Consider the following 25,084-nt stretch of genomic DNA (forward strand, 5'->3'; position numbering starts at 1 on the left):
GCCATGCCGCTCGGCGGGGTTCTGCCGCTGCCGACGTGTTTCACGGTAGCGACAAAAATCTCCTTGTCCCGTGAACGCGCGGACCGGCTTCGCGCCGACACGCTCTTCTTGCGAATTCAGCCGAAAAAAGTGGCCTTTCCGGCTGTTTTTTCGCGATATTTTTGTTGCATTTTACGTGACGTCACGTAAAATAAGCGGCAAATGAGGAGGATGCGCCATGGTTGACCCACAAGATCCGGGCACGCTTGCTTTGCCCTTGACGTTCAAGCGTTCGCGCGGTCGTCCGCGCAAGCCGAATGCATTGACGGCGGCAGAGCGTGCGCGTCGCTATCGGGCAAGGAAGAAAACGCTGTCGATGCATGTCGTATCGCTGGCTGTGCACAGCGACGTCATGCGCGAGCGCGATGAGGCGCAGGCTCAGGTCAAGCAGCTGCGCGCCGAGCTGGAGCGATTGCTCGTGCAATTACAGGCGTAAGGATGAAGGCGCACGGCGGCTGATTTGCGCAGCGCGTTGATCGTCTGGCCAAACGTTCGCGACCATCCTTGCGATGGTCGCGCCGGTGTTTTGTCCGCTATGCCTTGAGCAAGGCGAGCGCCTGGTGTCTTGCCGATGCGCGCAACGAGCGACGCAAGCCTGGATCATTGGTGGTACGTGCCAGCACCATGCCGCCCACGCACAGCGACACCATGGATTCAGCGCGACGATCCGCATCGCGCACCCCTTTCAATGCCGAGCGATACACGTGGCTCATGCCGCGAATCAGATCGGTATAGGCTTGCTGGGGTTCAAGTCCTGCGCGCGCCACGTCCGATGGCAGCGCATAGAGCGGGCAGTGCATGTCCACGTCATCCAGCACTTCATCGCTCAGGTAGAGGTCCACCAGCATGCGCGCGAGCTGGCGCGGGTCGTCGATGGGCTTTTCCGCTTCCGACATTTTCACCACGAACGGATTGCAGCTGGCAAAGCTGCCGACAGCGGCGGCGTAAAGCTCGTCCTTGCTGTCGAAATGGTGATAGAACGCGCCGCGCGTGAGTCCGGCATGCGCCATTACCTGGTCGATGGTGACTTGCTGGAAACCGTGTCGATTGAACAGGCGTCGCGCCGACTCCACGATGCGGGCGCGCGTATGGGTCTTGTGTTCAGGGCTATAGGGCATGGCGGGTGACCTCCTGCCGGGTGGTATAGCAGCGCTGAGAATATGTTCTTTAACATAATTTGGCGCTGCGTAAGCTGGGTTGCCGAGGGTGAGGTCACACACCAACGGAGGACCGCATGAAGATCTACTGGATCAAGGCGCAAGCGCCGCGGCGCGTGCTGGCACTGGTAAAGCACCTGGGCATCGACGCTCAATTCATCTGGATGGATGCCAAGGCAGGCGCCATGAAGACGGCCGAATACGCGGCACTCAATCCGAACTGCAAGGCACCTACGCTGGTCGATGGCGACTTCGTGTTGTGGGAGTCGTCGGCGATCATGGCCTATCTGTGCGACAAGGCCGGTTCCGACATGTGGCCGTCGCATCGGCCGGACGAACAGGTGCAGGTGCTGCGCTGGCTGTCGTGGAACGACAATCACTGGGCGCGTGCGGTGGGCCCGTTCTACTTTGAGTATGTGGTGAAGGCTACGTTCGGTCTTGGTGCGCCCGATCCGCGTGCGCTGGAGACGGCCGTTCCCGAGTTGAAGGTATTGGCAGCCGTGCTCGATGGCTGGCTGGAAGGCCGTGATTTCGTGGCGTGCAGCCGCCTGACCATTGCCGATTTCCAGCTGGCGGCGATGGCCTGCGAATGGCGGCAGGCGGACATGCCGTTGGCGACGTATCCCAACATCGTGCGGTGGCTGGATGGACTTGAAGGTTTGCCGGCGTGGGCAGATCCGTGGCCGGCAAAAAGAGCGGCGCCGTTTACGTCCGACGCGGTAGCTGTATGAGTGCCACAGGGTCGACTCTCGTCACCCCAGCGAAAGCTGGGGTCCAGTGCCTTCGTGGCGTGCGAAGACACTGAAAGACGAGGAAAGACGAGTCCCTATTTTTTTAGCTTCGCCAGCCGTCGCCGGAATGATGAGTCATCAAGCCTTGAGTTCAGCCTTCAACGCATCGGCCTGCTTGGGAAACCACGGGCCGTTGGTTTCCAGTACATCGCCCGCCAGCTTCTTTGCGTCGTCATCGCGATGCAGTGCCTTGAGCGCTCGCACGCGCCACAGGGCCACGGTAAGGCGGTTGGCTCCATAAGCTTTGTCGGCAGCGGTGGCGAGGTAAGGCAGGGCGTCCGCTGGCTTGCCGGTTTCCACCAGGCTGCGGCCATAGCGATAGGCGTAGACGTAGTCCTCCGGATAGGCCGCGATCAGCTTGCGCTGGTAGTCGTCCAGTTCGGCGGTGCGTCCGGCGCGCTGCAGGTAGATGCGCAGGTTGTCGGCAAGGTTGCGGTCGCTGGTGAGCTTGCCGCCCAGGCGCTGCTGCGTTTGCGTGATGGCGCGATCAAGGATGGCCTTGGCGGCCTGCGCGTCGCCGAGGGCATCATCGAGATCCGCGCTGGCGAGCACGGCGCTGCGCTGGTCTGCGCAAGCAGGCTTGGCAACGAGCACTTGGGTGGACACGTAGTGGTCCAGTGGCGTGCGTTGCGCCGCGAGCAGTGTCTTGCGTTCCGCTGGCGGCAGCTTGGTGCTGGCCTCCAGAAGGTTGTCCAGCACGTAGGGGCGTTGGCAGCCGATGTCCTGTGCCAGCACTTTCTGTGCGCTCGTGATGATGGCGGTATTGTCCCTGGCGGCAACGGACTTGATCAGTGCCAGCTGATCGAGCGCCACGGCAGCGCGGTTGTTCTTGCGTGCTGCCTGCTGCTGGTTGGCGGGCAAGCTGGCGAACCAGCCAAGGCCATCGTCTGCTTCGGAGCGCGCCTGATAAGCCTCCAGCACGTTGGCGATGTCGTCACTCGATCCCTTCGCCGCCTTCTGCTTGAGGCTGTCGAGTGTGTTGCCGGTCGCCAGGATGGCGTTGATCTTCGGATAGAACTTTTCACGCGGCTGTTCGGCCGCGATGCGTCCCAGCTCATTGCCGTGTTCGTCCAGCACGACATAGCTGGGCAGGAAGGAAGCGTTGAGCTTCTTCATCCACGTCTGGCCATCCGGCGAATCGGCATCGGCCTCCACCACGATGGCCTTGCGCTCCACTGCATTCCATTCGGGTCCGGTCAGTACGTGACTGGCCATGTAGTAGCACGAGTAGCACCACACGGCCTGGAAATCGATCAGCACGGGTCGATGCTGTTCGGCAGAAGCCTTGAGGGCTTCGTCGATGGTGAGCGGTGCCTTCGTTTCCGCGGCATGCACACCCACGGTGGCGAACAGCACGGCGGCGAACAGCGGAGCGCGGAGGGATCGGATCTGCATGGTGGCGGTGCCCTGTTTGTCGAATCGTTGGAACAAGGTGGAGGGATGGCCTGGCTGGCCATCCCTCCCGACGCAGGCACGAGGGGATGCCTTTATCGATGACGTTGCGTCAGTAGTCGTACGTGGCGGTCAGTCGCACATAACGCGGCTGTTGGCGAACCACGGACGAGCCGTACAGCGGGTCCGGCGTGCCTGGCGATATCTGGTAGTACGGATACGCATTCAGGATGGCCTGCGAGTTGAACACGTTGAACACGTTCAGCGAGAAGCCCAGCTTGTGCTCCGCGAACGCCGGTCGATACGTGGCTCCAAGATCCAGCTGCTTGTTCCATGGCAGGCGATGCGTGCCCGGGGGCGACGGCTGGCCGCCGCACCAGTGGTAGTAGCTGCCGTAGCCGTTCGGGTCGGTCTGGTCGGGGCCGAAATAACCCAGGCAGTTGCGCGGATTGCCCGAAACCACCGACAGGTTGCCCGACACCAGCCATTCCGGCGTGAACTGGTAGTAGCCGAACAGCTTGATCTGGTGCGTGTGGTCGTTGCTCTGCGCGCCGTTGCTGTTGACCATCAGCGAGGGGAAATCCCAGTCGATGCTGGTGGATGCCGCCGGCTGCTGGATGTCCGAACGCAACTGGCCTTCCGTGTCGCCGTAGCTGCGCGAGAACACGTAGTCGATCTTGCCGTACCAGTGGCCATCGAACGGATGCTCCAGGAAAGTCTCCAGCGCGTAGTACTTGCGCTTGAGCGGCGGGAAGCCCATCTCGTCGTTGGAGAGTGACACGCTGCGATACGCGCCGGTGTCGTCGATCACCGTGAAGGTGTTCGCACGGCCCGGGTTGATCAGGTAGCAGCTGTTGGTGGCACTGACGGTGTAGCCCAGCTGCGCGGCCTTGTTCTCGATGGTGGGCACGTCGCAATAATCGTCGATGCCGTTACGCAGGATGCGCTGCGTCAGCTTGGCGCCGTAGACCCAGTTGGTACCCAGTGTCTTGCTGAAGCCCAGGATGAATTCATCCTGGTATTCCGGCTTGATGTTCTGCGCCGCTACCGTCTTCGGGTCGGGCAGTACGCCGTAGGTGTTGTTGGACGACACCGGGTTGGAGAACGGCACCAGCCCGATCGGCGTGCCGTCGGCTGCGATGCCGCTATAGGTGAAGTACTGCTGCGTGGCCACGTACGCGCCGGCAGCGTTCAATGCCGGGTTGAGTGGCAGGCCCAGGTAGTAGCGTCCGGCGTTGCCGTACACCTTGAAGCTCGAATCGCCGTTCACGTCCCAGCTGAAGCCCAGTCGCGGCGCCCATTGCGCGCTGCGCTGGCTGATGTAGGCATCGCCGTTGGCGTTGTAGTTGGTGAACTGGTCATTGCGCAGGCCCAGCGAAAGCAGCCAGCGATCGGTCACCTGCCACTTGTCTTCGATGTACTGCGCACGCTGCGCCGACCTCACGCTGGCGATGGAACTGTTGACGTACTGGATGGCGTAATAGCCCGAGCCGCCGTTCGGATAGTTGGCCGGTGCGCCCACGCCGAGATTCGGAATCAAAGCCACGTTCGGCGTGGTGGTGTACGCGTAGCCCCAGTAGTAACCCGGGCCGGAAGTCTGGCTGCCCTGGTCGATGGCGCGGGAATTCTGGTTGTCGATGCCCGCGGAAATCGTGTGCGAGCCGAGCTGGTAGCTCAGGTCGATGCGCAGGTTGTTGGTGGTGTTGTGGCGATTGGCGTTGTACAGCGACTGCGTCACCTGGCTGTTGCCGATGGGGTTGCCGCCATTGAGCTGCGGGTTCTGGTACGCCACATCCGTCAGGTAGGTGAGGCTGCTGTCGTAGTTGCCCGGCACGTCGTAGTTGAGCAGCTTCATCTTGCCGTACATGGCGGAGAACGTGAGGCTGTCGGTGATGTAGCTGGTGAACTTGGCCGTGTAGAGATCGCCGCCGGTCTTGGTGTTGTCGGCGAGGTTGATGTAGTTGCCGCGCGACAGCGTGGTGTAGTCGTAGTCGTAGATGCTGCCCGACGTCTGCTGCTTGCTCGATGCGCCGGTGACTTCAAGGATATTGCTGTCGGTGATGTTCCAGTCCAGCTTCGCGTACCACTTGGGCGAGCTGTACTTGTAGTCGACATACGGCTTGGCGCTGGTGACGTTGTTCACCGTGTCACCTTCCTGCGTGGAGGCTTCCGCGGCCAGGAACAGGAACAGCTTGTCCTTGATCAGCGGGCCGCCAAGGTAGGCGTCATACGTGGTGGTCCACTGGCGATTCCTGCTGTTGGGGTCGTACAGGCCGCCGGCCACGGGCGAGGCGGGCAGGCCATTGGTGTAGTACGTGTTGGTGGCATCCGAGCGCGCGAATGCCGGTTCCCACACCACTTGCCCACCGAATTGCCACTCGTTGGTGCCGCGCTTGCCGACCATGTTGATCACGCCGCCATCGGAGCGGCCGTACTGCGCGCTGTAGCCGCCCGTGTAGATTTCCTGCTGCTCGATGGCGCCGTAGGGCAGGGTAAGGCCGCCCATGCCGCGCTGCGGATCGGTGGTGTTGAATCCGTTGATGTAATACGCATTCTCGCTTGCCGCCGAGCCGCCGAAACTCACCAGCGACTGCCCCGTGGGGCCGGTGTAGCCGCCGCTGTTGGACGTGACGCCGGGTGCGAGCAGCGCGATGGCTTCCGCCGAACGCCCCAGCGGCAGGCGCTGCAGTTCGTCGGCGGTGATGACGGTGCGCGAATCGGTCGCGGTGACATCGATCGGTGGTGCGGTACTGGCCGATACGCTCACGGCGCCCAGGTCCTTGGCAGCCGCCGCTTCGAACGACACTTCGGTGCCGGAGCCCACGCGCAGCGAGATGTCGTTGCGCGTGTCCACCACGCTGCCATCGCGCAACAGCGTCACGGTATAGGTGCCCAGCGGCAGCTCGGTGGCGCTGTAGCGGCCACGGCTGTCGACGGTCACCGTGCGGGAAATGCCCGTGCTGCTCTTGATCTGCACGGCCTCGCCACTATTGGCGGGCACCTGGCCGAAGATGCTGCCGGTGGTGGATTGCGCAAGGACGGGCGTGCTGCCCAGTGCCAGCAAGGTGATCAGGGCGGCCGCCAACGGACGCGGCGAAACAGGAACGTGCTTGGTCAAAGTCGGCTCTCGAAGGTTCGGGAATCGGGTGCCGCCGTCGCGCGCATCCATGCGCTGAGCGGGAGGGGGAGCTCCCGTGTCGACGTCGGTGTTCGGAAAGTGGCCCCTATCCGGGCGTGGGGACGCTCGGCGCCACCGCGACACCAACGCATGCCAGCGTGGGTGTCGATGGGTAGGGGCTATGAAAACCCGAGATTTGAACGATTGAAATACTTCGACAGATGAGCATTTCTCATGTCGGAACAACGCAGGGTTATAAGCCGCGCTGTGACAGGGCTGCGGGGCGTCTCCGAGTTCGTTCGAAGTTCATCAAGACTTGAACTTTCCTCACGGTCATTCCCGCGAAGGCGGGAATCCAGTGCCTTTTCGTTGCGGGTGAAGTCACTGGATGACCAGCATGTGGCTGTTGAAAGGCGCCTCCCGCCTTCGCGGGAGTGACGAAAAAAAACGACGCCTTTTAAAATGCGCGGAAGATATGTGGCTGTCCATTTCCCGTCCACAAAAAAGCCCCGCCCTGTGCGCCGAGAGGGGGCGCACAGGGCGGGCGCTAGAACAGACGGTGTATCAGGCGATGAAGACTTCCGTTTCCCGACGGGCGGGCCAGGTAATCGAAGGCGCTAAGCGTAGTCGTAAGCCGCATCGCGGCAGGGTTGCGGGGCATACGCGAATTCGCCCGAAGTCCATCACGACTTGAACTTTCCTCACCGTCATTCCCGCGAAGGCGGGAATCCAGCGCCTTTTCACTGAGTGGAAAGTCACTGGATCCCTGCTTTCGCAGGGATGACGAGGAAAATAGGCGCCGCTTTAGGCACCTTGTAGATGTTCGGCAATCTATCCAGCCCACAAAAATGCCCCGCCCTGTGCGCCGCGAGGGGTCGGCAACACAGGGCGGCGCGCTGGAACAACGTGCGTCAGGCGACGACAGCTTCCTCTGCCACCTCATCCACCGGCAGGCGGATCAGGTAATCGAAGGCGCTCAGCGAAGCCTTGGAGCCTTCGCCCATCGCGATGACGATCTGCTTGTACGGCACGGTGGTGACATCACCCGCGGCAAACACGCCGGGGATGGAGGTCTCGCCGCGCGCATCCACTTCGATCTCGTGGCGTGGCGACAATTGCACCGTGCCCTTCAGCCAGTCGGTGTTGGGCAGTAGGCCGATCTGCACGAACACGCCTTCCAGCGCCACGCTGTGAGTCTGGCCGCCGACGCGGTCGGTGTAGTTGAGGCCGGTCACCTTCTGGCCATCGCCGGCCACTTCGGTGGTCTGCGCGCTGACGATGATGTTGACGTTCGGCAGGCTGCGCAGCTTGCGCTGGAGTACTTCGTCCGCACGCAGCTTGCTGTCGAATTCCAGCAGCGTGACGTGACCCACGATGCCGGCCAGGTCGATGGCTGCTTCCACGCCCGAGTTGCCGCCGCCGATCACCGCCACGCGCTTGCCCTTGAACAGCGGGCCATCGCAGTGCGGGCAGTAGGTGACGCCCTTGTTGCGGTATTCCTGCTCGCCCGGCACGTTCATGTTGCGCCAGCGGGCGCCGGTGGTAAGGATCACCGTCTTCGCCTTCAGCGATGCGCCGTTGGCAAGCACGATTTCGTGCAGACCGCCTTCGGTCGTGGCCGGCATCAGCTTTTCGGCGCGCTGCAGGTTCATCACGTCCACGTCGTACTCGTGCACGTGCTGCTCCAGCGCCGCGGCCAGTTTCGGGCCTTCGGTGTAAGGCACGGAGATGAAGTTCTCGATGGCCATGGTGTCCAGCACCTGACCACCGAAGCGCTCGGCCGCCACGCCGGTGCGGATGCCCTTGCGGGCTGCATAGATGGCCGCCGCTGCACCCGCCGGGCCGCCGCCGACCACCAGCACGTCGAACGGTGCCTTGGTCTTCAGGCGTTCCGCTTCGCGCTCATGGGCGTTGGTATCCAGGCGCGCCGCGATCTGCTCGATCGACATGCGGCCGGTGTCGAAGAACTCGCCATTGAGGTAGACGGTGGGCACCGCCATCACCTGGCGTTCGTTCACTTCATCCTGGAATAGCGAGCCGTCGATGGCGACATGCTTGATGTTGGGGTTGAGCACGCTCATCAGGTTGAGCGCCTGCACGGTGTCCGGGCAGCTGTGGCAGGTGAGCGACATGAAGGTCTCGAAGCGGTATTCGCCGTCGAGATTGCGCACCTGCTCGATCACTTCCTGCGTGGCCTTGGACGGATGGCCGCCCACCTGCAGCAACGCCAGCACCAGCGAGGTGAACTCGTGGCCCATGGGAATGCCGGCGAACGTCACGCTGACATCGGTGCCAAGGCGGTTGATGGCGAACGACGGCTTGCGTGCGTTGGTGCCGTCCAGTCGCAGCGAAATCTTGTCCGACAGCGGCGCGATGTCTTCCAGCAGGGCCTTCAGCTCCTGCGAGCTCTCGCCGCCATCGAGGGAGGCCACCAGCTCGATCGGGTGAACGACCTTTTCGAGGTAAGCCTGCAATTGGGACTTCAGATCGGCATCCAGCATGGGTGACTCCGTCGGTTGTTCGGGATGAGCGCCGTCAGCACCTGCGGCTTGCGCCGGGCGTTGCGTGCCTTGGAATTCGTGGGGAAATCGGACCCGGCGTGAATCGCCGGGTCCCAGGCGGCCCGATGCAGCGGGCCGCAAGACGGTAGAGCGAGTTGCTTAGATCTTGCCGACAAGGCTGAGCGACGGCTTCAGCGTCTTGTCGCCTTCCTGCCACTTGGCCGGGCACACTTCACCCGGATGAGCGGCAACGTACTGCGCGGCCTTGACCTTGCGCAGCAGCTCGGAAGCCGAACGGCCGATGCCGTTGTCGTGGATTTCGCACAGCTTGATCTGGCCTTCCGGGTTGATCAGGAAGGTACCGCGCAGGGCCAGGCCCTCTTCTTCGATCATCACGTCGAAGTTGCGCGTGATGGCGCCGGTCGGGTCGCCGATCAGGGTGTACTTCACCTTGCCGATCGCATCCGACGTGTCGTGCCATGCCTTGTGCGCGAAATGCGTATCGGTGGACACGCCGTAGATCTCAACGCCCAGCTTCGAGAACTCGGCCTGATGGTCGGCCAGGTCTTCCAGCTCGGTCGGGCAGACGAAGGTGAAGTCGGCGGGGTAGAACACCACCACGGACCACTTGCCCTTCAACGAGGCGTCGGTCACTTCGATGAACTGGCCATCCTTGAAAGCGTTGGCCTTGAACGGCTTGATTTCGGTATTGATCAACGACATCGTTGTTTTTTCCGTTGTTGTGGTTGGTGAGGACTCAAGAATACGGTCTGGCTAACCATAGTTCTAATTGATTGTTGGCATCATGGCCATTGAGCGTAGCTATGATCGAGCCCTGCGGTACCGGGCAAGGGGCGTGGAGCCTGCCACATCACCTTCGTGGTGTCGTGGGTTTTTTTGCAAGACAAGCGCGACGATGTGCCACGGCGTTCGCGCTGGCGTGCGAGCGATGAAAGCGCATCGCCGTGTCGCCCGGGTGACGCAGGAAAAACCCGTTGTCCGCTAGCAGGCGTCACGTGAGTTCTGCGTGATGCAAGACGCTCTTGCACAACAACTTTTGCGCAGATTGTGCAAGAGACGAAAATCGCCATCGTGCAGGATTGACTTCAACCTGCCGAAACTTGTACCTAGGACATAACGGTCGAGTCATACGACCTGCGCCAGGCTCCCCACGCTGTACATGCCTGGCCGCGTGCAACATCTCTTCACTTGGCAACGGTGGCTGCGATGGTGGCATTGGCGACGGAGTACGTGATCGACGTTCATCACTGGAACGACAGCCTTTTCAGTTTTCGAACCACGCGGGATCCGGGTTTTCGATTCGACAGCGGCCACTTCGTGATGCTTGGCCTGGAAGTGGAAGGCAAGCCGCTGATGCGGGCCTATTCCATTGCCAGTGCTAACCACGAAGAGCACCTGGAATTCGTGAGCATCAAGGTGGCCGACGGCCCACTCACGTCCCGCCTGCAGCACCTTAAGCCTGGCGACCCCCTCATCGTCAGCCGCAAACCCACCGGTACGCTGGTGTTGAACGCTTTGCGCCCCGGCAAGCATCTTTATCTGCTGGGCACCGGCACGGGGCTTGCGCCGTTCCTGAGCATCGTGCGCGACCCGGAAACGTACGAGCGTTTCGACAAGGTGGTGCTGGCTCACGGCGTCCGGCGTGTCAGCGACCTGGTGTTTGCCGAATACCTGGAGCGTGAACTGCCGAGCCACGACTATTTGGGCGATCTGGTGCGCGAGAAGCTGGTCTATTACCCCAGCGTGACGCGGGAACCCTTTCGCCACCGCGGGCGTCTTACGGATGCCATCGTGGACGAACGCATGAGTGACTTCGCGGGCTTGCCGCCACTGAACCCCGAAACCGACCGGGTGATGTTGTGCGGTAGTCCGGCGATGCTGGATGACACGAGCGCCTTGCTGGATGGTCGCGGCTTCAGGATTTCGCCGCGCACGCGCGAGCCGGGTGATTACGTGATCGAGCGTGCGTTCGTCGAAAGGTGAACGCAGGCGGCCCGGAGGCATGATGATCGGGTAGCGGCGCAAACCATGCTCGTCGAAAAAGTGCGTTGTAACGCGGTGCTAAGGCTGGAAGTAGCCAGGGTAGGCACAAGTGCTTAGTCAAACGTCCAGATAGAGACTCCGGCAGCCCCGAGGAGAGTCCGTCGTGTACGAATTGCTACGAACCATCGATTCACCGGCGCAGCTGCGTCAGCTCGACATGCCGGCGCTTCATCGTTTGGCGGGTGAATTGCGCGCCTTCATTCTGGAGAGCGTGTCGCGCACGGGCGGGCATCTCTCATCGAACCTGGGCAGTGTGGAACTGACCATTGCGCTGCATTACGTGTTCGATACACCGGGTGATCGGCTGGTGTGGGACGTGGGGCACCAGTCCTATCCGCACAAGATCCTTACCGGCCGGCGCGACATGATGGACGGCATACGCCAGGCTGGTGGCATTTCAGGGTTCCCTCGTCGTACGGAATCGGAATACGACACGTTCGGTACGGCGCACTCCAGCACTTCCATCTCGGCCGCGCTGGGCATGGCGCACGCCGCACGCATTCAATGTGAGCCGCGGCACAGCATTGCCGTGATCGGTGACGGCGCGCTGAGTGCGGGCATGGCGTTCGAGGCCATGAACAATGCCGGCGTAGCGGAGGACATGCCGCTGCTGGTGGTGCTCAACGACAATGACATGTCGATCTCGCCGCCCGTTGGCGCGTTGCGCTATTGCTTCGGGCGGCTCATTTCCGGCCGCTTCTATCAACAGGCAAGGCAAGGCGTGCATTACGCGCTGCGGCCGATTCCGCCGATCAATCACCTGGCGTCGCGGCTGGAATCGCAGATGAAAGGCATGGTGGTGCCGTCGCCGCTGTTCGAGGAATTCGGCTTCAACTACACCGGCCCCATCGACGGGCACGATCTGGACGTGCTCATTCCTGCATTGCAGAACCTCAAGCAGTTGCGCGGGCCACAATTCCTCCACGTGATCACGCAAAAGGGGCACGGTTACAAGCTGGCGGAAGCTGACCCGATCCAGTATCACGGTCCGGGCAAGTTCGATCCGAAAGTCGGCCTGGTATCCGCTGCCAAGGCGTCACGCAAAAGCTATACGCAGGTCTTCTCCGAATGGTTGTGCGACGAAGCCGCGCAAGATCCACGCATCGTCGGCATTACGCCGGCCATGCGCGAGGGATCGGGGTTGGTGGAATTCGAGAAACGTTTTCCGGATCGCTATTTCGACGTCGCCATTGCCGAGCAGCATGCGGTGACCTTTGCCGCGGGCCTTGCCACCGAAGGGTTGCGGCCGGTAGTGGCGATCTATTCCACCTTCCTGCAGCGCGGTTACGACCAGCTTATTCATGACGTCGCGCTGCAAAACCTGCCGGTGGCGTTCGCCATCGACCGCGCTGGCATCGTGGGTGCCGATGGCGCCACGCACATGGGTGCGTTCGACCTTGCCTACCTGCGCTGTGTGCCGAACATGGTGGTGATGGCGGCATCGGACGAAAACGAATGCAGGCAGATGCTGCATACCGCCGTGAATCATGAGGGCCCATGCGCCGTTCGCTATCCGCGAGGCACAGGGCCGGGCGTGGCGACGGAAGCCGGGATGACAGTGCTTCCCATCGGCAAGGGTGAAGTGCGACGACATGCCGGCACGCCTGCGGGCCAGCGCGTGGCCATTCTTGCGTTCGGGTCCATGGTTGCGCCCAGCCTGGCTGCGGCGGAAGCGCTGGATGCGGCGGTGGCGAACATGCGTTTCGTGAAGCCGCTGGACGAAGCACTTGTTCGTCACCTGGCGCAGACGCATGACGCGCTCGTCACGGTGGAAGAGGGCTGCCTTCAAGGCGGCGTGGGCTCGGCCTGTCTCGAATGCCTTGCCGATGCCGGCATAAGCGTGCCGGTACTTCGCCTCGGGCTTCCGGACGAATTCGTGGAGCACGGCGATCCCGCCGGTCTGCTCAATCACTACGGACTGGACGCCGAGGGGATCCGTGCGTCCATTCAGCGCTTCACGGAGCGCGTGCTGGCACCGCGATCCAATTACGCCGTGGCATGGGAGGTTCGTTCTTCATGAAAGTGATCCTGGCCCAGCCACGTGGTTTCTGTGCCGGCGTCGTTCGCGCCATCGAGATTGTCGAGCGTGCGCTGCAACGCTTTGGCGCGCCGGTGTACGTGCATCACGAAATCGTGCACAACCGCCACGTGGTGGATGAGCTGCGCTACAAGGGCGCGATCTTCGTCGACGACTTGTCGCAGGTGCCCGAAGGCGCGCACGCGATTTTCAGCGCGCATGGTGTGGGGCGCACGGTTGAGGCGGTGGCGGAGCGGCGCCGGCTGCAGGTACTCGACGCCACGTGCCCCCTGGTGTCCAAGGTTCACCATCAGGGACAGCGCTACGCCGCCGAGGGCCGCACGGTGTTGTTGATCGGTCACGCCGGACATCCCGAAGTGGTGGGCACGCTGGACCAGATTCCGGGTCCCGTCCTGCTTCTTCAGGGCGTGGATGATGCCGAGTCGCTCGACATGCCTGCCGATGCACCGCTCGCCTACGTGTCGCAGACGACGCTGAGCGTGGATGACACGCGCCGCATCATCGATGTGCTGCGTCGTCGGTTTTCAAACCTGGCAGGCCCCAGCGTGGGCGATATCTGCTACGCCACGCAGAACCGGCAGAACGCCGTGCGCGAGCTGGTGGCGCAGGTGGACGTGTTGTTGGTGGTTGGTTCGCCGGCCAGTTCCAATTCGCGCCGCCTGCAGGAAATTGGCGAGGAATGCGGGGTGCCGAGCTATCTGTTGGCCGACGGCAACGAGCTCCTGCCATCGTGGGTGGCCGATGCGCGTACCATCGGCCTGACGGCAGGTGCTTCCGCGCCGGAATCCTGCGTCGACGATGTGATTCGCGCCTTGAGGCAGCTGGCTCCTGTGGAGCTGGTGACCATGGAAGGACGCCGCGAGCGCGCGGTGTTTCCCTTGCCCGTGGTGTTGGAGGCCGTGTCATGAGCATGCAGCGCCTTGCCATCCTTGGTTCCACCGGTTCCATTGGAACCAGCACACTGGATGTCGTGGCGCGCCATCCTGATCGGTTCCGCGTCTTTGCATTGACGGCACATCAGAGTATCGACCGACTGTTCGAACAGTGCGTGGCGTTTCTTCCGGACATTGCCGTGGTGGGTCACGCCGAAGGTGCCGCCGAGCTGGAGCAGCGCCTGCGCGCCGCACGCCTCTCTACCGAAGTGGCTTATGGGCCGCAGGCACTGGATGCCGTGGCGAGCGCATCGCGTTGCGACACCGTGGTGGCGGCCATCGTGGGTGCTGCCGGGTTGTCGTCGTCGCTTGCTGCGGCGCGCGCGGGCAAGAAAATCCTGCTTGCCAACAAGGAGGCGCTCGTCATGTCGGGCGCCTTGTTCATGCGTGCCGTGGCGGAACACGGCGCGACGCTGTTGCCGCTGGACAGCGAACACAACGCCATTTTCCAATGCCTGGGCACCAGCTCATGCACCGGTGCGGGCGTGGAGCGGTTGATTCTCACCGCCTCCGGTGGTCCGTTCCTTCATCGGGAGCTTGATACTCTCGACGACGTCACGCCCGACCAGGCATGCAAGCATCCCAACTGGGTGATGGGGCGAAAGATCTCGGTGGACTCGGCCACCATGATGAACAAGGGGCTTGAGGTCATCGAGGCGCGGTGGTTGTTCGACATGCCGCCCGAGCGCATCGAGGTGCTGATCCACCCGCAAAGCGTGATTCATTCGATGGTGGCTTACGCCGATCAATCCGTGCTTGCGCAGCTCGGCAACCCCGACATGCGCACGCCCATCGCCCATGCCATGGCGCATCCTGATCGAGTCGATTCGGGCGTTGCACCGCTGGATCTCACGCGGATGTCCCAGCTGAGTTTTCACGAGCCCGACCTGGAGCGATTCCCGTGCCTGCGCCTCGGGCTGGATGTGCTGCGTAATGGCTGCGCTGCCAGCGTAACGCTGAATGCGGCAAACGAAGTCGCCGTCGACGCTTTTCTGCACGAACACATTCGCTTCACCGACATCGCACGAGTGATCGGTCACGCGCTTGACCGACTGCCGCCGCTGGCGCCGACCGCCGGGCTTGATGACATTCTTGCCGCCGACGAACTCGCCCGCGTCACGGCGCGGCAGTTCATGGCGCAGCAGACCAGGGGCTATACGCATGCCGTCGCTGTCCATTGACGATAGGGAGAGGATTCCGTGAGTGAAGCGTTTCAGGTGAGGGCCGATTCCCCCGACGGACCCGCCATGACCGAGCCCTTGGAAACATGGATGCCGCGGATACTTCAGCGCACCGAGCAGGCGCTGGATCGTTACCTGCCGCCGAAAGACATGGAGCCGACCGTCCTGCATGACGGCATGCGCTACGCCACGCTGGGTGGCGGCAAGCGCTTGCGTGCGTTGCTGTGCCACGCGGCAGGCGAGCTGGTGGATGCGGAAGAGGCTGTGCTCGATGGTGCGGCCAGCGCGGTCGAGATGATCCACGCCTATTCGCTGGTGCACGATGATTTGCCCGCGATGGACAACGATCTGCTGCGTCGCGGCCAGCCGACCGTGCATGTGCGCTACGGCGAGGCGATGGCGATACTGGTTGGCGATGGATTGCAGGCTCAGGCCTTCGCCGCGATCAGCGAACTGCCAGCTTCACCTTCGCAAAAGGTGGCATTGCTGAAAGAGCTCGCCAGCGCAAGCAGTTCATTGGGCATGGTGGGCGGTCAGGCGATTGACCTGGCCAGCGTGGGCCATGTGCTGACGCGCGATCAACTCGAACAGATGCACCGCCTGAAGACCGGCGCACTGTTGCGTGCGTCCATCTTCATGGGCGCCCATTGCGGTCCTGCGCCGGTGCCGGCGTCACTGCACGCGGCGCTGGACGACTACCAGCGTGCCGTCGGTCTCGCATTCCAGGTCGTTGACGACATTCTCGATGTCACCTCGGATGCCGCCACGCTGGGCAAGACGCCTGGCAAGGACGCGCAGGACAACAAGCCGACCTATGTTGCCCTGCTTGGCCTGGACGCATCGCGCGCGCTGGCTGAAGAACTCGGCAAGCGCGCACGCGCCGCTTTGGCGCCGCTTGGCCCGCGCGCTGGCCACCTGCATGACTTGGCTGACATGGTGGTGCATCGCATCCGCTGATTGTCGTTCGCCAACGCTTACGCTTCGCGGTACCACAGCAGGATCACGCCAATCAGCATGAAGCACGCCGGCCATACGTAGCCGGCGATGCGTCCGCCGCGTCCCGGCAATCGCAGTTCCAGCCAGCGTGCCCAGCCGGCGGCGACGCCGGCAAGGGCGAGTGGCGTGTGGGTCAGCTCGATCAGCATCTGGTCCTTGACGTTGGAAATCTGATGGCTGTGCGTGAGCAGCATGGCGCCGCCCGTCGCCACCAGTAACGGGAACACCAGCGCGGCGCGTTCGCTCTTGAGGCGTCCCGTGCGTACGGACCACTCGAAGGTTCCGAACAGGATGATCAGCAGCACGAAGAAACGATGCTGCGCCACTTCGACGTCACGCCACGCCACCCACCAGCCCTCCTGGCCGAGTGGCCATACCTCGGGATCGGAACGGATCAGCAGAAATCCGGCCATGCCGAGGAAGAGCAATGGCCAGTGTCGCGCCCACCGCACGCCGAAGCGGCTGAGCAGGGCAAGCAGACCGATCAGCAGCACGAAGATGCCGGCCCAGTGGTGGTTGTATTCCGACCATGCAATGTCTTCCGCGTTGCGCGGCGGCAGCACGCCGGAACCGGGCGTCGTGGCGGATGACGACACCTGGTGTTCGCGCGCCGCGTCGCGGTCGAGTTGAGCCTGCAGCTGCGAAATGGCCAGCGTGTCGTGGTCGGGTGAGCTCAGGCGGGGCCATGAAGGCGCGTTGCGTTCGGCAATCTCGTGCAGCGTCACACGATCGGTCGTCAGGTCGACGGCGGGCGGTACGGACGTCAGCGAGGCGGCGGCGAAGAAGATGGTGAAGCCGATGCCGATCTCCACCTCGGCAAAGCGGCGCATGCGGATGACGGAGGCGTCGCGCCCCTTGCGCAGTCGTTCGGTGACCAGGAAGTTGCCAAGCCCCAGCCCCAGCAGGCCGATGAACATGGCGACCTTGGCGCCCACCATCACGCCGTAGGCCGTGCCGTAGAAGCCCTGCATGCTTCCTACGTAGAAAGCCCACATGGTGATGCCTGAAAGCAGGATGCAGGCAACACCCGCCATCGACATGCGGGAAAAGCGCGCGCCAACGAGGCGCAGGCTGTCGGCATCCTCCAGGTGACGTAGCACCAGGACAAAACAGGGGATCGCACCAATCCAGATGGCCGCGCCAAACTGATGCAGGCCTTCCACCACCATCAGCAGCGCGTTGTCGTCCAGTCGCGCATAGGCATGCGTAGTGAGCGTGGCAGCCGTGAGTTCAACCAGCCCCACCAGCAGCAGCGCAGAACGTGCAAGAGGCTGGGCCATCGTGCGCGGGCCAAGCGTGATGGCGATGACGAGTGCGCAAAGCATCTTGACGCTGCCCGCCTCGGCAAACGAGGCCTGCATGACATTGCCCAGCGGCAGATCCACCGTCGACATGAGCACCGAGACCTGCAGCGCCGTCGTGACCAGCTCGGCCAGCACGAGGCCCCAGGCACTCCAGCGCGTGAGTCGTGCGACACGTTGTTCCAGGTCAACGCCGTGCTGCAGTTGGGTCGACAGGGGATGAAGCAGGAGCACGAGGAACAGCAAGCCGCCAAGCATCATCGACTGCGCGACGATGACGAAGCCGTGCAGGATGACGCTCAGGTAACCGAAGATATCGACAAGCAGGGCCACGGAACCCCCGTTGGTCAGCGGTGGCGATGGATGAAAGGAAAGAGATTGACGACGCTCAGGGCGTTGCCGTCACCGAGAATGGCAGGTCGCCGCGCGTGATGTGGCCATCGAGCGCCAGCGCCTGCCATCGAACGACATAGGCACCCGGTTTCACCTCGGCGCTGCTGTCGAGTTCGTTCGGCTTGTCGTTGTTCGCGGCAATGGCGAGCGGCGTTTCGCTCTTGTCCGGTCCGATCAATACCAGTCGTGAACGCCCCTGATCGATCTTGCTGTTGTACGTGAGCGTAAACACGACATGCCCGGCCGGCACGGCGCCGTTCGCCTTGGGCGAGCTGCTGGTGAGAATGGCGTGGGCTTGAACGTTGATGCTGGCGAAAAGGGCCAGGGCGGCGAACGCGGCACGACGAAAAGGCAGCATGCAATGGGCTCCTGAAACAGGCGGGTCAGGTGTGGCTGATGGGCTGCTTGCACTGTCCGATGGAGTAAAGCATGGCGGGCAGGAAAGCGAAGGTGGAAAGCAGTACGGCGAGCAGGCTGAGCAGCAATACCGCGCCCATGCTGGCCGTGCCCGGGTGGCGGGCAATGGCGAGACTGCCGAACGCCGTGCCGGTGGTGAGTGCGGAGAACAGGATGGCACGCGCCGTGGGTGAACCCAGGAACAGGTTCATGCCGTGTCGCCAGTTCATCACGAAGTAGATGTTGAACGACACGCCCACACCCAGCAGCAAAGGCAGCGCAATGATGTTGGCGAAATTGATGGATATGCCAAACAGTCGCGCCAGCAGCGCGGTAAGCAAGGCCGACATCAACAAGGTGGCGAGCACCAGGCCTGCATCACGCAGTCGATGCAGCACGAGCAGCAGCACGATGCCGATGGCCAGTGTGGCGTAAATGGCAGCTTCGCGGAACGCGATGAGGATGGTGTCCGCAGCCTTGATGGTATCCACCGCCGAGCCTGCGGCGTCCGGTGCCACGCGTTGCACGGCGCTCACGAAATCGCGCAAGCCCATGGTGCTTTGCGCCTTGGTGGTGGGCGTCACCTGCACGCGTACGCGCCCATCAGGCGCAAACCAGTCGCGCCGCAGATCTTCCGGCAGGCTCTGCATGGTGATCGGCGTGGCGGAGAGTGAATCGGCCAGCTGGTTCAGTGTGTAAGGCAGGAACTGTGTCAGCGCCTGGTTCGCCGTCGCCATCTGTTGGTCCGTGCCTTTCGACAACGCAGCCAGCGCCTTGCCAATACGCAGCAGGGGTGAGCTTGCCGGCAATTGATTGGCGACGCTGGCGATACCCTCGCTGGTGTCCTTGGCGGCGCTGCGCATCTCGTCGTAGCTGGGCGCCGGGCTCTTTTCGCCAGGATTCAGCACGCCGTACATCAGGTCGGATGCTTGCTGGAGTTGCTCCAGCTTGTCGTCCTGGCCTGTGGGAACAAAGTCGACGCCGGACACTACCTGCGCCACTTCCGGCAATTTACCCAGTCGCTCGCTGAGGGCCTTGGCGGCAGGAAGGTCTTTCACCAGCACGTCCATGGTGAACGGGTTGGTGTTCGGGTCATCCATCAACGAGGTAAGCGTGCGCATCGCCTCGCTGTCGGAGCGTTTGGTATGCAGTGGATTGGCGTCAAAGGGAATGGTGATGGCGCTCCAGATGCCGATGACGCCCAGTACGCCGAAAATACCGAGCACCATCTTGCGGTGGCGCTGCAGCCAGCCATCGGCCGCGACGCCCCCGGGCAAGGCCACTTCCGCGTGGGGCGATCCTTTCGAAAGAAGTCGAAGCAGTGCCGGCAATACGGTGAGCGTGCAGATCAGTGCGAGCAACATGCCCATGCCGGCAATGATGCCCAGCTCGGCCACGCCGGTGAAATCCGTGGGCGCAAAGGCAAGGAAGCCGCAGGCCGTGGCAAGTGCCGCCAGGCCGACCTGGCTCACCACGCGGTTGGCGGTTTCATGCAACGAGTCGTCGAAAGTACGATCGCTGTATTGACGTGCATGCAGGCGTACGCCGAACTGGATGCCGAAATCCACGGCAAGGCCAACGAACAGCACCGCGAATGCCACGGATACAAGGTTGAGTCGACCCACCGCAAACGCGGCGAATCCCAAGGTGTAAATCAGGCCAACCACCAGCGTGATGATTACCGGCACGATCAACCGCCACGTGCCCAAGGCAAGCACCAGCCAGAACACCAGCAACAGGCTGCTGCCGATGGCGATGGGGCCGGCGCGATCCGTGAGTGCCGCGAACTCTTCATCGGCCAGCGGTACGGAGCCCGTGTAGTTCACATGTACGCGCCCGGATTGCACTTCCGGCAGTTCGTTGGCCAGCTTCAACATGGCCTGGGTGGCTGCCTGCCCGGGTTCCAGTGCGGTGTGGTCAAGCACGGGGTGAATGAGGATGAATTCCTGGCCACCGTTGCTGTTGACGAGATCCGGCGTCAGCAAGGCCTGCCACGAGAGCGGCGCATGCTTGCCGGCGAGCGCACCTTCCATGGTGCCGGCCACATTGCCAAGTGCGGTGTCGTACGAAGACAGGTCCTTGGCCATGCCGCGGCGCACGCCTTCCACCATCAGGTCGATGCCGTTGAACAGGCCGCGCGCGGAAGGATCTTTCGCCAGCGGGCCCAGCAACGGCTGTGCCTGCAACATGCTGTCCACCGTGCTTTCCAGTTCGTCCTGCGGCAGCAGGAGCAGGCCTTCGCGATTGAAGAATGGGCTGATGCCGGGTGTGGACGATGAAAGAAAGTGTTGCTTGTCGGCAACGAGTTTGGCGTTAAGCGCCTGCGCGGCGATGCGTGCTTCTTCCGGTGTAGGCGCCCGCACGACGGCCGTGAGCGTGTCGCTGAATTGCGGGAATTGCTTTGCGAACGCCAGGCTCTGTTGCCGCCATGCCAGCTTGTCGGAGAAGAGATGGTCGGCATCGGTGTCGATGCTCAGGTGTCGCGATGCGCCCCACAGGCACAGTGCGGCGAGCAGTGCCGCCATGATCAGGACAATAAAGTGATGTCGACCGCTGCGGTCGACCAGCCAGACCAGACCTTTGTGGATCGCTCTGAACACGCTGTCGGGCCTCCGGGCTTTGATGCCGCTGGCCGTCCGTCGAGGCCAGGCCTGACATCCGAGAACAATGGATAGAGATTAGCAGGGCACGGCCACGTCGCGTCCCAGTTCGGTACCGGCTGCCCTTGCCGCCGCATGCAGTGCCCGCGTGGCCTTGCCCATGCGAACGGCGAGGCCAGGAAGTTGCGCCAGCAACGACGGGCGGCGAAGCAGGGCGAGCAGCATGGCGCCGGCGAGTGGTCGCCCCCAGGCATCCACGCCGGCCTGCAGTGCTGCGGGCACTTCGTCGTCACGTTCGTCGACAATCGCGCGCAGCACGATGAAGGGCACGCCATGTTCCATCGCAACCGATGCGATGGCGGCGCTCTCCATATCCACCGCGAGCGACTGGTGGCGCTCGCGCATGGCGGCTTTTGCGCCGACATCGAGCAACGGGTGGGGCAGGCTGAGCAGGCTTCCTTCGGTCACGAACGGGAGCTTTGCCGCCTGGATGCGATGCATGAGCGATGCCCGCCACGCTCCGTCGGGCGCGTAATCGTGGCCACGTTCGTCAAGCACGCACGACGGACAGAACAACGTGCCGCTACGCAGTCCCGGTGCCAATCCACCGGCGACACCGAACGACGCGAGTGCCACGGCGCCCGATGCAATCAGTGACAACGCGCCCTGTCGTGCGGCGTCCTGTCCCATGCCGCTGAGCCACAGTTGGCTGCCCGCTTCCAGTGGCGACATCTCGCGAGTCCGGAGTGACCGGCGTGTCAGCGCGCGCGCCTCGGATGCGAGCGCCGTCACGATGCCCACGGGGCCAGGCGTCACGACGCCGGTCGCGAGCGCGCAAGCAGCTGTCGATAGCGGGTAAGTGCCCATAGCGGAAAATAGGCCGTGTAGCCGTGATACTTCAGGAAGAAGACGCGTGGAAAGCCTGGTGCGTTGAAACTTGGGTGATACCAGAGATCGGCTTCGGGTTCGCCTTGGGGTTGCTGGTGATCGAGCAGCCACGCGATGCCACGCCGTGTGGCCTCTGACGCCACGTCGCCGGCGGCAAGCAGGCCTAGAACCGCCCATGCCGTACTGTGGGCGGTGCTGACACCTGCGTTCGTGCCGCGCAGCGACGCGTCGAAATACGTGTCGTTGGTTTCGCCCCAGCCGCCGTCGTCGTGTTGTTTCGACAACAGCCAGTCCACGGATGCGCGAATCCAGGGTTGCTGCATGTCCTCGCCGACCAGGGCGAGTCCGGCAAGTACGGACCACGTGCCGTAGATGTAGTTGGTGCCCCAGCGCCCCCAGTACGAGCCGTCCGGCAGTCGTGCATCACGCAGGTAGGCCACGCACCGATCGATGGCGGGGCGATCCTGCGGACGTTCCAGTATGCCCAGCAATGCAAGGACGCGGCCGGAAACATCTTCGGTGGGCGGGTCGAGCATGGCGCCGTGGTCGGCGAAGGGAATTTCGTTGATGTGGTAGTGCGTGTTGTTGCGATCGAAGGCAGCGAAGCCGCCGTTGTCCGATTGCATGCCGATCAACCAGTCCGCCGCGCGCTCGATGCGTGCGCGATAGGCATCCGCGTCGGGCGTGTCGCGTACGGCGACATGCAGCAGGGCCGCCACGACGGCCGTGTCGTCCAGGTCCGGGTAATAGGCGTTGGCGTACTGGAACGCCCAGCCGCCAGGGGCAAGATCGGGCGCCTGTGTCGCCCAGTCGCCCTTCAGTTCGAGTTCCTGCAGTGGTGCCAGCCATTCCATGGCGCGGGTGACGGCGGCTTGCGTGGTGTCATCGGGCGATGCACGCAATAACGCCATCGCCGCCCAGCCGGTATCCCACACGGGCGACACGCAGGGTTGGCAGAAGGCTGTGCCATCGTCGCGATGCACGATCAGTTTCTGCAGCGACTTGAGGCAGGTAGCGCGGGCAGGGTGATCCTTCGCGTAGCCGAGCAAGTCCATGGCTTCGAGCGCATTGACCATCGGTGGAAAAATGGCGCCCAGGCCATCCTCGCCATTGAGTCGCGGCAGGAACCATTGTTCGGCTTCGCGAATGGCCTTGCTGCGCAAAGATGAGGGAATCAGCGGATCGATCGCTCGCCCCACCTTGTCCAGCACCAGAAACAGCTTGCTGACGAAGGTGCTGGTGGTGAAGTAGTGGCGCTCTTCATACGGTGGCGTCACGAACAGTTCGGTGATGCCGACGTCGCGCGGGTTTTTGGCGCGCGCCTTCATCGAGCACAGGATGAACAGGGGCACCATCGTGCTGCGCGCCCAGTACGACACCTTGTCGAGATGAAAGGGCATCCAGCGTGGAAACAGCATGATCTCCACGGGCACGTACGGCGCGGCGCGCCAGGGAACCTGCGCGAACATGGCCAGCAGGATGCGCGTGAACACGTTGCTCTTCGATGCGCCGCCCCTGGCAAGAATCGCTTCGCGTGCGCAGCGCATGTGCGGTGCGTCAGGCGAGTCGCCGGCGGCCTTCAGCGCGTAATACGCCTTCACCGAGCAGGACACGTCGAGTGCGCCATCGTGGTACAGCGGCCATCCGCCGTGCGTATCAAGGCGCTGCTTGGCGCGAATGTAGCGAGCCAGTTTTTCCTGGAGCCCGTCGTCGATCTCGTCGAGGAAGTGCATCATCAGGATGTATTCGGACGAAATCGTGCAATCGGTTTCGAACTCGAAACACCAGTGGCCATCAGCGTGCTGGCGCGCCAGCAGCGCACGTCGTGCGCGGTCGATGGCCTGCTCGAGGCGGTCAGGGTCGTGCTGCGGTGGGCGCGTGGCTGAGGTGGGTGGGACGGCGATAGTGGGCGTGTCCGTCATAGCGATCGGGCGTTTTTGAAATCCGATGCGCGCCGCCACGGCCATGCCGCGTTGCTTGCCTGTGGCACGTCCCACTCGGGGCCTAGTGGCGTGAGCGGCAGTTTGCGTGCCGCGGCGCCGAACAGGAAACGCACTGCCGGATCGTACTTGTCGGTAAGGCGCGTGAGTCCAATGGTTTGCGCCACGGCGGCGCGCGACACCTTGACCTGCGTGCCGGAGGAGAAATCCAGGCGGTCCTGCAGGTTGCGCAATGTCAGCACCGCAAGGCCAATGCTCCACAGGCAGAATCGCCGAAAGCCCGCGTGGCGCGCCGGCACGATGAGCGTGTATTCCACCGCGCGGCACAGGTGCGAGTGTGCGATACCGATAAGCTCGATCATCGCATCGGCGTAGTGCGCATCCTGCTGGCCGGCGGTAAGGTCGCGAAGTTCGACGCCGTAGCGCTCGAATACGTCGTGAGGCAACCAGCACACGCCGTGGCTGCGGTCCTCCCATTGATCCTTCAGGATGTTGGTCATCTGCAGGCCTTGGCCAAACGAGGTGGCCAGGCGCATCAATGTGCGCTCCTGCGACGCCAGTTCCGGTTCGAAATCGATCAGCAGCTTGGTGATCATTTCCCCGACCACGCCCGCCACGTGATAGCAGTAGCGATCCATGTCGTGCAGCGTGTCCAATCCCTGCAGGCCCACCACGCGCTGGAAATCGTGCATGCCATGCGACATCACGCGCAGGCATTCCACGATGGCGTCGTGCTGGGTCGGGTTGAACGTGTCGGTCACTTCCAGCACCAACGGCAGGCGGAACATCAGTTCCCGCTCGCTTTCCGAAGTGGCGTTGGAAAGGCGCGGCGCGATGTCCGCGGCGAAGGCGCGCGCATCGGTGCGTCCCGTGACGGCATCGACGAAGGCGTTCTCGTAGCGGCCTTTTTCTTCCGGGCTGAAGGCGGGTTCGTCTTCGATGGTGTCGGCGATGCGACACAGCAGGTACGCATTGGCGATGACGTCGCGCAGTGCCGGCGGCAGCTGCGGAATCGTCAGGGCGAACGTTCGTGACACCTTCGGAAGAATGGCGTCCTGGTAAGCGCTGGCGTTGCTCGGGGCGATCGCAGCGGCTTGTTTCGCTTCGAACATGGGCATGCCTCGGCCTTCTTAGTATTCACATACAGAGAAACCAGCGACGCAGGCATGGTATCACCCTGTTCCTGTGAGACGCAGCCATCTGACCAAAGCGAATGTCTTCGATTCGTCGAGACGCGGGAGCCGGCGGAAAGGCTGGGGAAAGCGTGGTGCAAAGACCGTGTCACCAGCTCGGTCCGCGCGGTGTTCGGGTGTATGCGGGGTGCGACATGGCGCGCATGTCTTCGTACATAATGAAC

The 25,084-nt window shown here is 63.0% G+C and carries 18 protein-coding genes; 7 read left to right on the top strand and 11 right to left on the bottom strand.

The annotated features are described in order from the left end of the window. Window positions 1-217 precede the first annotated feature (217 nt). Window positions 218-475, top strand: a complete 258-nt coding sequence (locus tag DK366_RS05320; RefSeq protein WP_109124487.1) for a hypothetical protein — start codon at window positions 218-220, stop codon at window positions 473-475. A gap of 97 nt (window positions 476-572) precedes the next feature. Here the strand turns inward: DK366_RS05320 and DK366_RS05325 are convergent, their stop codons facing one another. Further along, complete coding sequence (locus DK366_RS05325) at window positions 573-1,157, bottom strand: TetR/AcrR family transcriptional regulator (protein WP_109124488.1); 585 nt, start codon at window positions 1,155-1,157, stop codon at window positions 573-575. Between the two features lie 116 nt (window positions 1,158-1,273). Between DK366_RS05325 and DK366_RS05330 the strand changes: the two genes are divergently transcribed. Then, entirely contained in the window at window positions 1,274-1,927 is a 654-nt protein-coding gene (locus DK366_RS05330) for a glutathione S-transferase family protein (protein ID WP_109124489.1), read from the top strand. 138 nt (window positions 1,928-2,065) lie between these two features. Here DK366_RS05330 and DK366_RS05335 read toward each other — a convergent pair whose 3' ends face one another. The 4 genes from DK366_RS05335 to ahpC all read right to left on the bottom strand — a co-directional run bounded on the left by DK366_RS05335 (window position 2,066) and on the right by ahpC (window position 9,721). Further along, window positions 2,066-3,382, bottom strand: coding sequence for a thioredoxin family protein (locus DK366_RS05335; RefSeq protein ID WP_157956458.1), 1,317 nt, complete (start codon window positions 3,380-3,382; stop codon window positions 2,066-2,068). A gap of 109 nt (window positions 3,383-3,491) precedes the next feature. Next, a complete protein-coding gene (locus tag DK366_RS05340) occupies window positions 3,492-6,464 on the bottom strand; it encodes a TonB-dependent receptor (protein WP_232820930.1) in 2,973 nt (990 codons plus the stop codon). A 944-nt stretch (window positions 6,465-7,408) separates the two neighbouring features. Then, complete coding sequence (gene ahpF, locus DK366_RS05350) at window positions 7,409-8,998, bottom strand: alkyl hydroperoxide reductase subunit F (RefSeq protein WP_109124493.1); 1,590 nt, start codon at window positions 8,996-8,998, stop codon at window positions 7,409-7,411. 159 nt (window positions 8,999-9,157) lie between these two features. Further along, window positions 9,158-9,721: an alkyl hydroperoxide reductase subunit C gene (gene ahpC / locus DK366_RS05355; protein WP_109124494.1), complete on the bottom strand. Its 564-nt coding sequence runs from the start codon at window positions 9,719-9,721 to the stop codon at window positions 9,158-9,160. A gap of 504 nt (window positions 9,722-10,225) precedes the next feature. On the opposite strand from ahpC, the gene DK366_RS05360 reads away from it, so the two are divergent. The 5 genes from DK366_RS05360 (at window position 10,226) to DK366_RS05380 (ending at window position 16,170) form a co-directional block, all read left to right on the top strand. Beyond that, window positions 10,226-11,002 carry a ferredoxin--NADP reductase gene (locus DK366_RS05360; protein ID WP_109124495.1) on the top strand — a complete coding sequence of 259 codons (777 nt, stop codon included), beginning with the start codon at window positions 10,226-10,228 and terminating at the stop codon, window positions 11,000-11,002. 163 nt (window positions 11,003-11,165) lie between these two features. Beyond that, a complete protein-coding gene (gene dxs / locus DK366_RS05365) occupies window positions 11,166-13,082 on the top strand; it encodes a 1-deoxy-D-xylulose-5-phosphate synthase (protein ID WP_109124496.1) in 1,917 nt (638 codons plus the stop codon). Further along, complete coding sequence (gene ispH, locus DK366_RS05370) at window positions 13,079-14,008, top strand: 4-hydroxy-3-methylbut-2-enyl diphosphate reductase (RefSeq protein WP_109124546.1); 930 nt, start codon at window positions 13,079-13,081, stop codon at window positions 14,006-14,008. Before dxs ends, ispH begins: the two co-directional genes overlap by 4 nt. A 2-nt stretch (window positions 14,009-14,010) precedes the next feature. Further along, on the top strand, window positions 14,011-15,213 hold the full coding sequence (ispC, locus tag DK366_RS05375; protein WP_109124545.1) for a 1-deoxy-D-xylulose-5-phosphate reductoisomerase: 1,203 nt from the start codon (window positions 14,011-14,013) through the stop codon (window positions 15,211-15,213). A 90-nt stretch (window positions 15,214-15,303) separates the two neighbouring features. Then, a complete protein-coding gene (locus DK366_RS05380; RefSeq protein WP_232820918.1) occupies window positions 15,304-16,170 on the top strand; it encodes a farnesyl diphosphate synthase in 867 nt (288 codons plus the stop codon). Between the two features lie 17 nt (window positions 16,171-16,187). Here the strand turns inward: DK366_RS05380 and DK366_RS05385 are convergent, their stop codons facing one another. The 6 genes from DK366_RS05385 to DK366_RS05410 form a co-directional block, all read right to left on the bottom strand. After that, window positions 16,188-17,843: a CopD family protein gene (locus DK366_RS05385; RefSeq protein ID WP_109124498.1), complete on the bottom strand. Its 1,656-nt coding sequence runs from the start codon at window positions 17,841-17,843 to the stop codon at window positions 16,188-16,190. 55 nt (window positions 17,844-17,898) lie between these two features. Beyond that, window positions 17,899-18,261, bottom strand: coding sequence for a copper resistance CopC family protein (locus DK366_RS05390; RefSeq protein ID WP_109124499.1), 363 nt, complete (start codon window positions 18,259-18,261; stop codon window positions 17,899-17,901). A gap of 25 nt (window positions 18,262-18,286) precedes the next feature. Further along, window positions 18,287-20,899, bottom strand: coding sequence for an MMPL family transporter (locus tag DK366_RS05395; protein WP_109124500.1), 2,613 nt, complete (start codon window positions 20,897-20,899; stop codon window positions 18,287-18,289). Between the two features lie 78 nt (window positions 20,900-20,977). Continuing rightward, window positions 20,978-21,631 (bottom strand): purine and other phosphorylase-like protein, family 1, encoded by a 654-nt coding sequence (locus tag DK366_RS05400; RefSeq protein ID WP_109124501.1) that lies wholly within the window; start codon window positions 21,629-21,631, stop codon window positions 20,978-20,980. An 80-nt stretch (window positions 21,632-21,711) separates the two neighbouring features. Next, the gene (gene shc / locus DK366_RS05405) at window positions 21,712-23,709 is read right to left on the bottom strand and encodes a squalene--hopene cyclase (RefSeq protein WP_198651429.1); all 1,998 of its coding nucleotides are present in this window, start codon (window positions 23,707-23,709) and stop codon (window positions 21,712-21,714) included. Continuing rightward, on the bottom strand, window positions 23,706-24,845 hold the full coding sequence (locus DK366_RS05410; RefSeq protein WP_232820919.1) for a phytoene/squalene synthase family protein: 1,140 nt from the start codon (window positions 24,843-24,845) through the stop codon (window positions 23,706-23,708). Before DK366_RS05410 ends, shc begins: the two co-directional genes overlap by 4 nt. Between the last annotated feature and the right edge of the window lie 239 nt (window positions 24,846-25,084).

Source organism: Dyella sp. C11 (genome assembly GCF_003121485.1).
Taxonomy (GTDB): Bacteria; Pseudomonadota; Gammaproteobacteria; order Xanthomonadales; family Rhodanobacteraceae; genus Dyella.

Excerpts from the sequence above, each read along its gene's own strand:
- DK366_RS05320 (WP_109124487.1), top strand. The coding sequence starts at position 218 with ATGGTTGACCCACAAGATCCGGGCACGCTTGCTTTGCCCTTGACGTTC.
- DK366_RS05325 (WP_109124488.1), bottom strand. The coding sequence starts at position 1,157 with ATGCCCTATAGCCCTGAACACAAGACCCATACGCGCGCCCGCATCGTG.
- DK366_RS05330 (WP_109124489.1), top strand. The coding sequence starts at position 1,274 with ATGAAGATCTACTGGATCAAGGCGCAAGCGCCGCGGCGCGTGCTGGCA.
- DK366_RS05335 (WP_157956458.1), bottom strand. The coding sequence starts at position 3,382 with ATGCAGATCCGATCCCTCCGCGCTCCGCTGTTCGCCGCCGTGCTGTTC.
- ahpF (WP_109124493.1), bottom strand. The coding sequence starts at position 8,998 with ATGCTGGATGCCGATCTGAAGTCCCAATTGCAGGCTTACCTCGAAAAG.
- ahpC (WP_109124494.1), bottom strand. The coding sequence starts at position 9,721 with ATGTCGTTGATCAATACCGAAATCAAGCCGTTCAAGGCCAACGCTTTC.
- DK366_RS05360 (WP_109124495.1), top strand. The coding sequence starts at position 10,226 with ATGGTGGCATTGGCGACGGAGTACGTGATCGACGTTCATCACTGGAAC.
- ispH (WP_109124546.1), top strand. The coding sequence starts at position 13,079 with ATGAAAGTGATCCTGGCCCAGCCACGTGGTTTCTGTGCCGGCGTCGTT.
- ispC (WP_109124545.1), top strand. The coding sequence starts at position 14,011 with ATGCAGCGCCTTGCCATCCTTGGTTCCACCGGTTCCATTGGAACCAGC.
- DK366_RS05380 (WP_232820918.1), top strand. The coding sequence starts at position 15,304 with ATGCCGCGGATACTTCAGCGCACCGAGCAGGCGCTGGATCGTTACCTG.
- DK366_RS05390 (WP_109124499.1), bottom strand. The coding sequence starts at position 18,261 with ATGCTGCCTTTTCGTCGTGCCGCGTTCGCCGCCCTGGCCCTTTTCGCC.
- DK366_RS05400 (WP_109124501.1), bottom strand. The coding sequence starts at position 21,631 with ATGTCGCCACTGGAAGCGGGCAGCCAACTGTGGCTCAGCGGCATGGGA.
- shc (WP_198651429.1), bottom strand. The coding sequence starts at position 23,709 with ATGACGGACACGCCCACTATCGCCGTCCCACCCACCTCAGCCACGCGC.
- DK366_RS05410 (WP_232820919.1), bottom strand. The coding sequence starts at position 24,845 with ATGCCCATGTTCGAAGCGAAACAAGCCGCTGCGATCGCCCCGAGCAAC.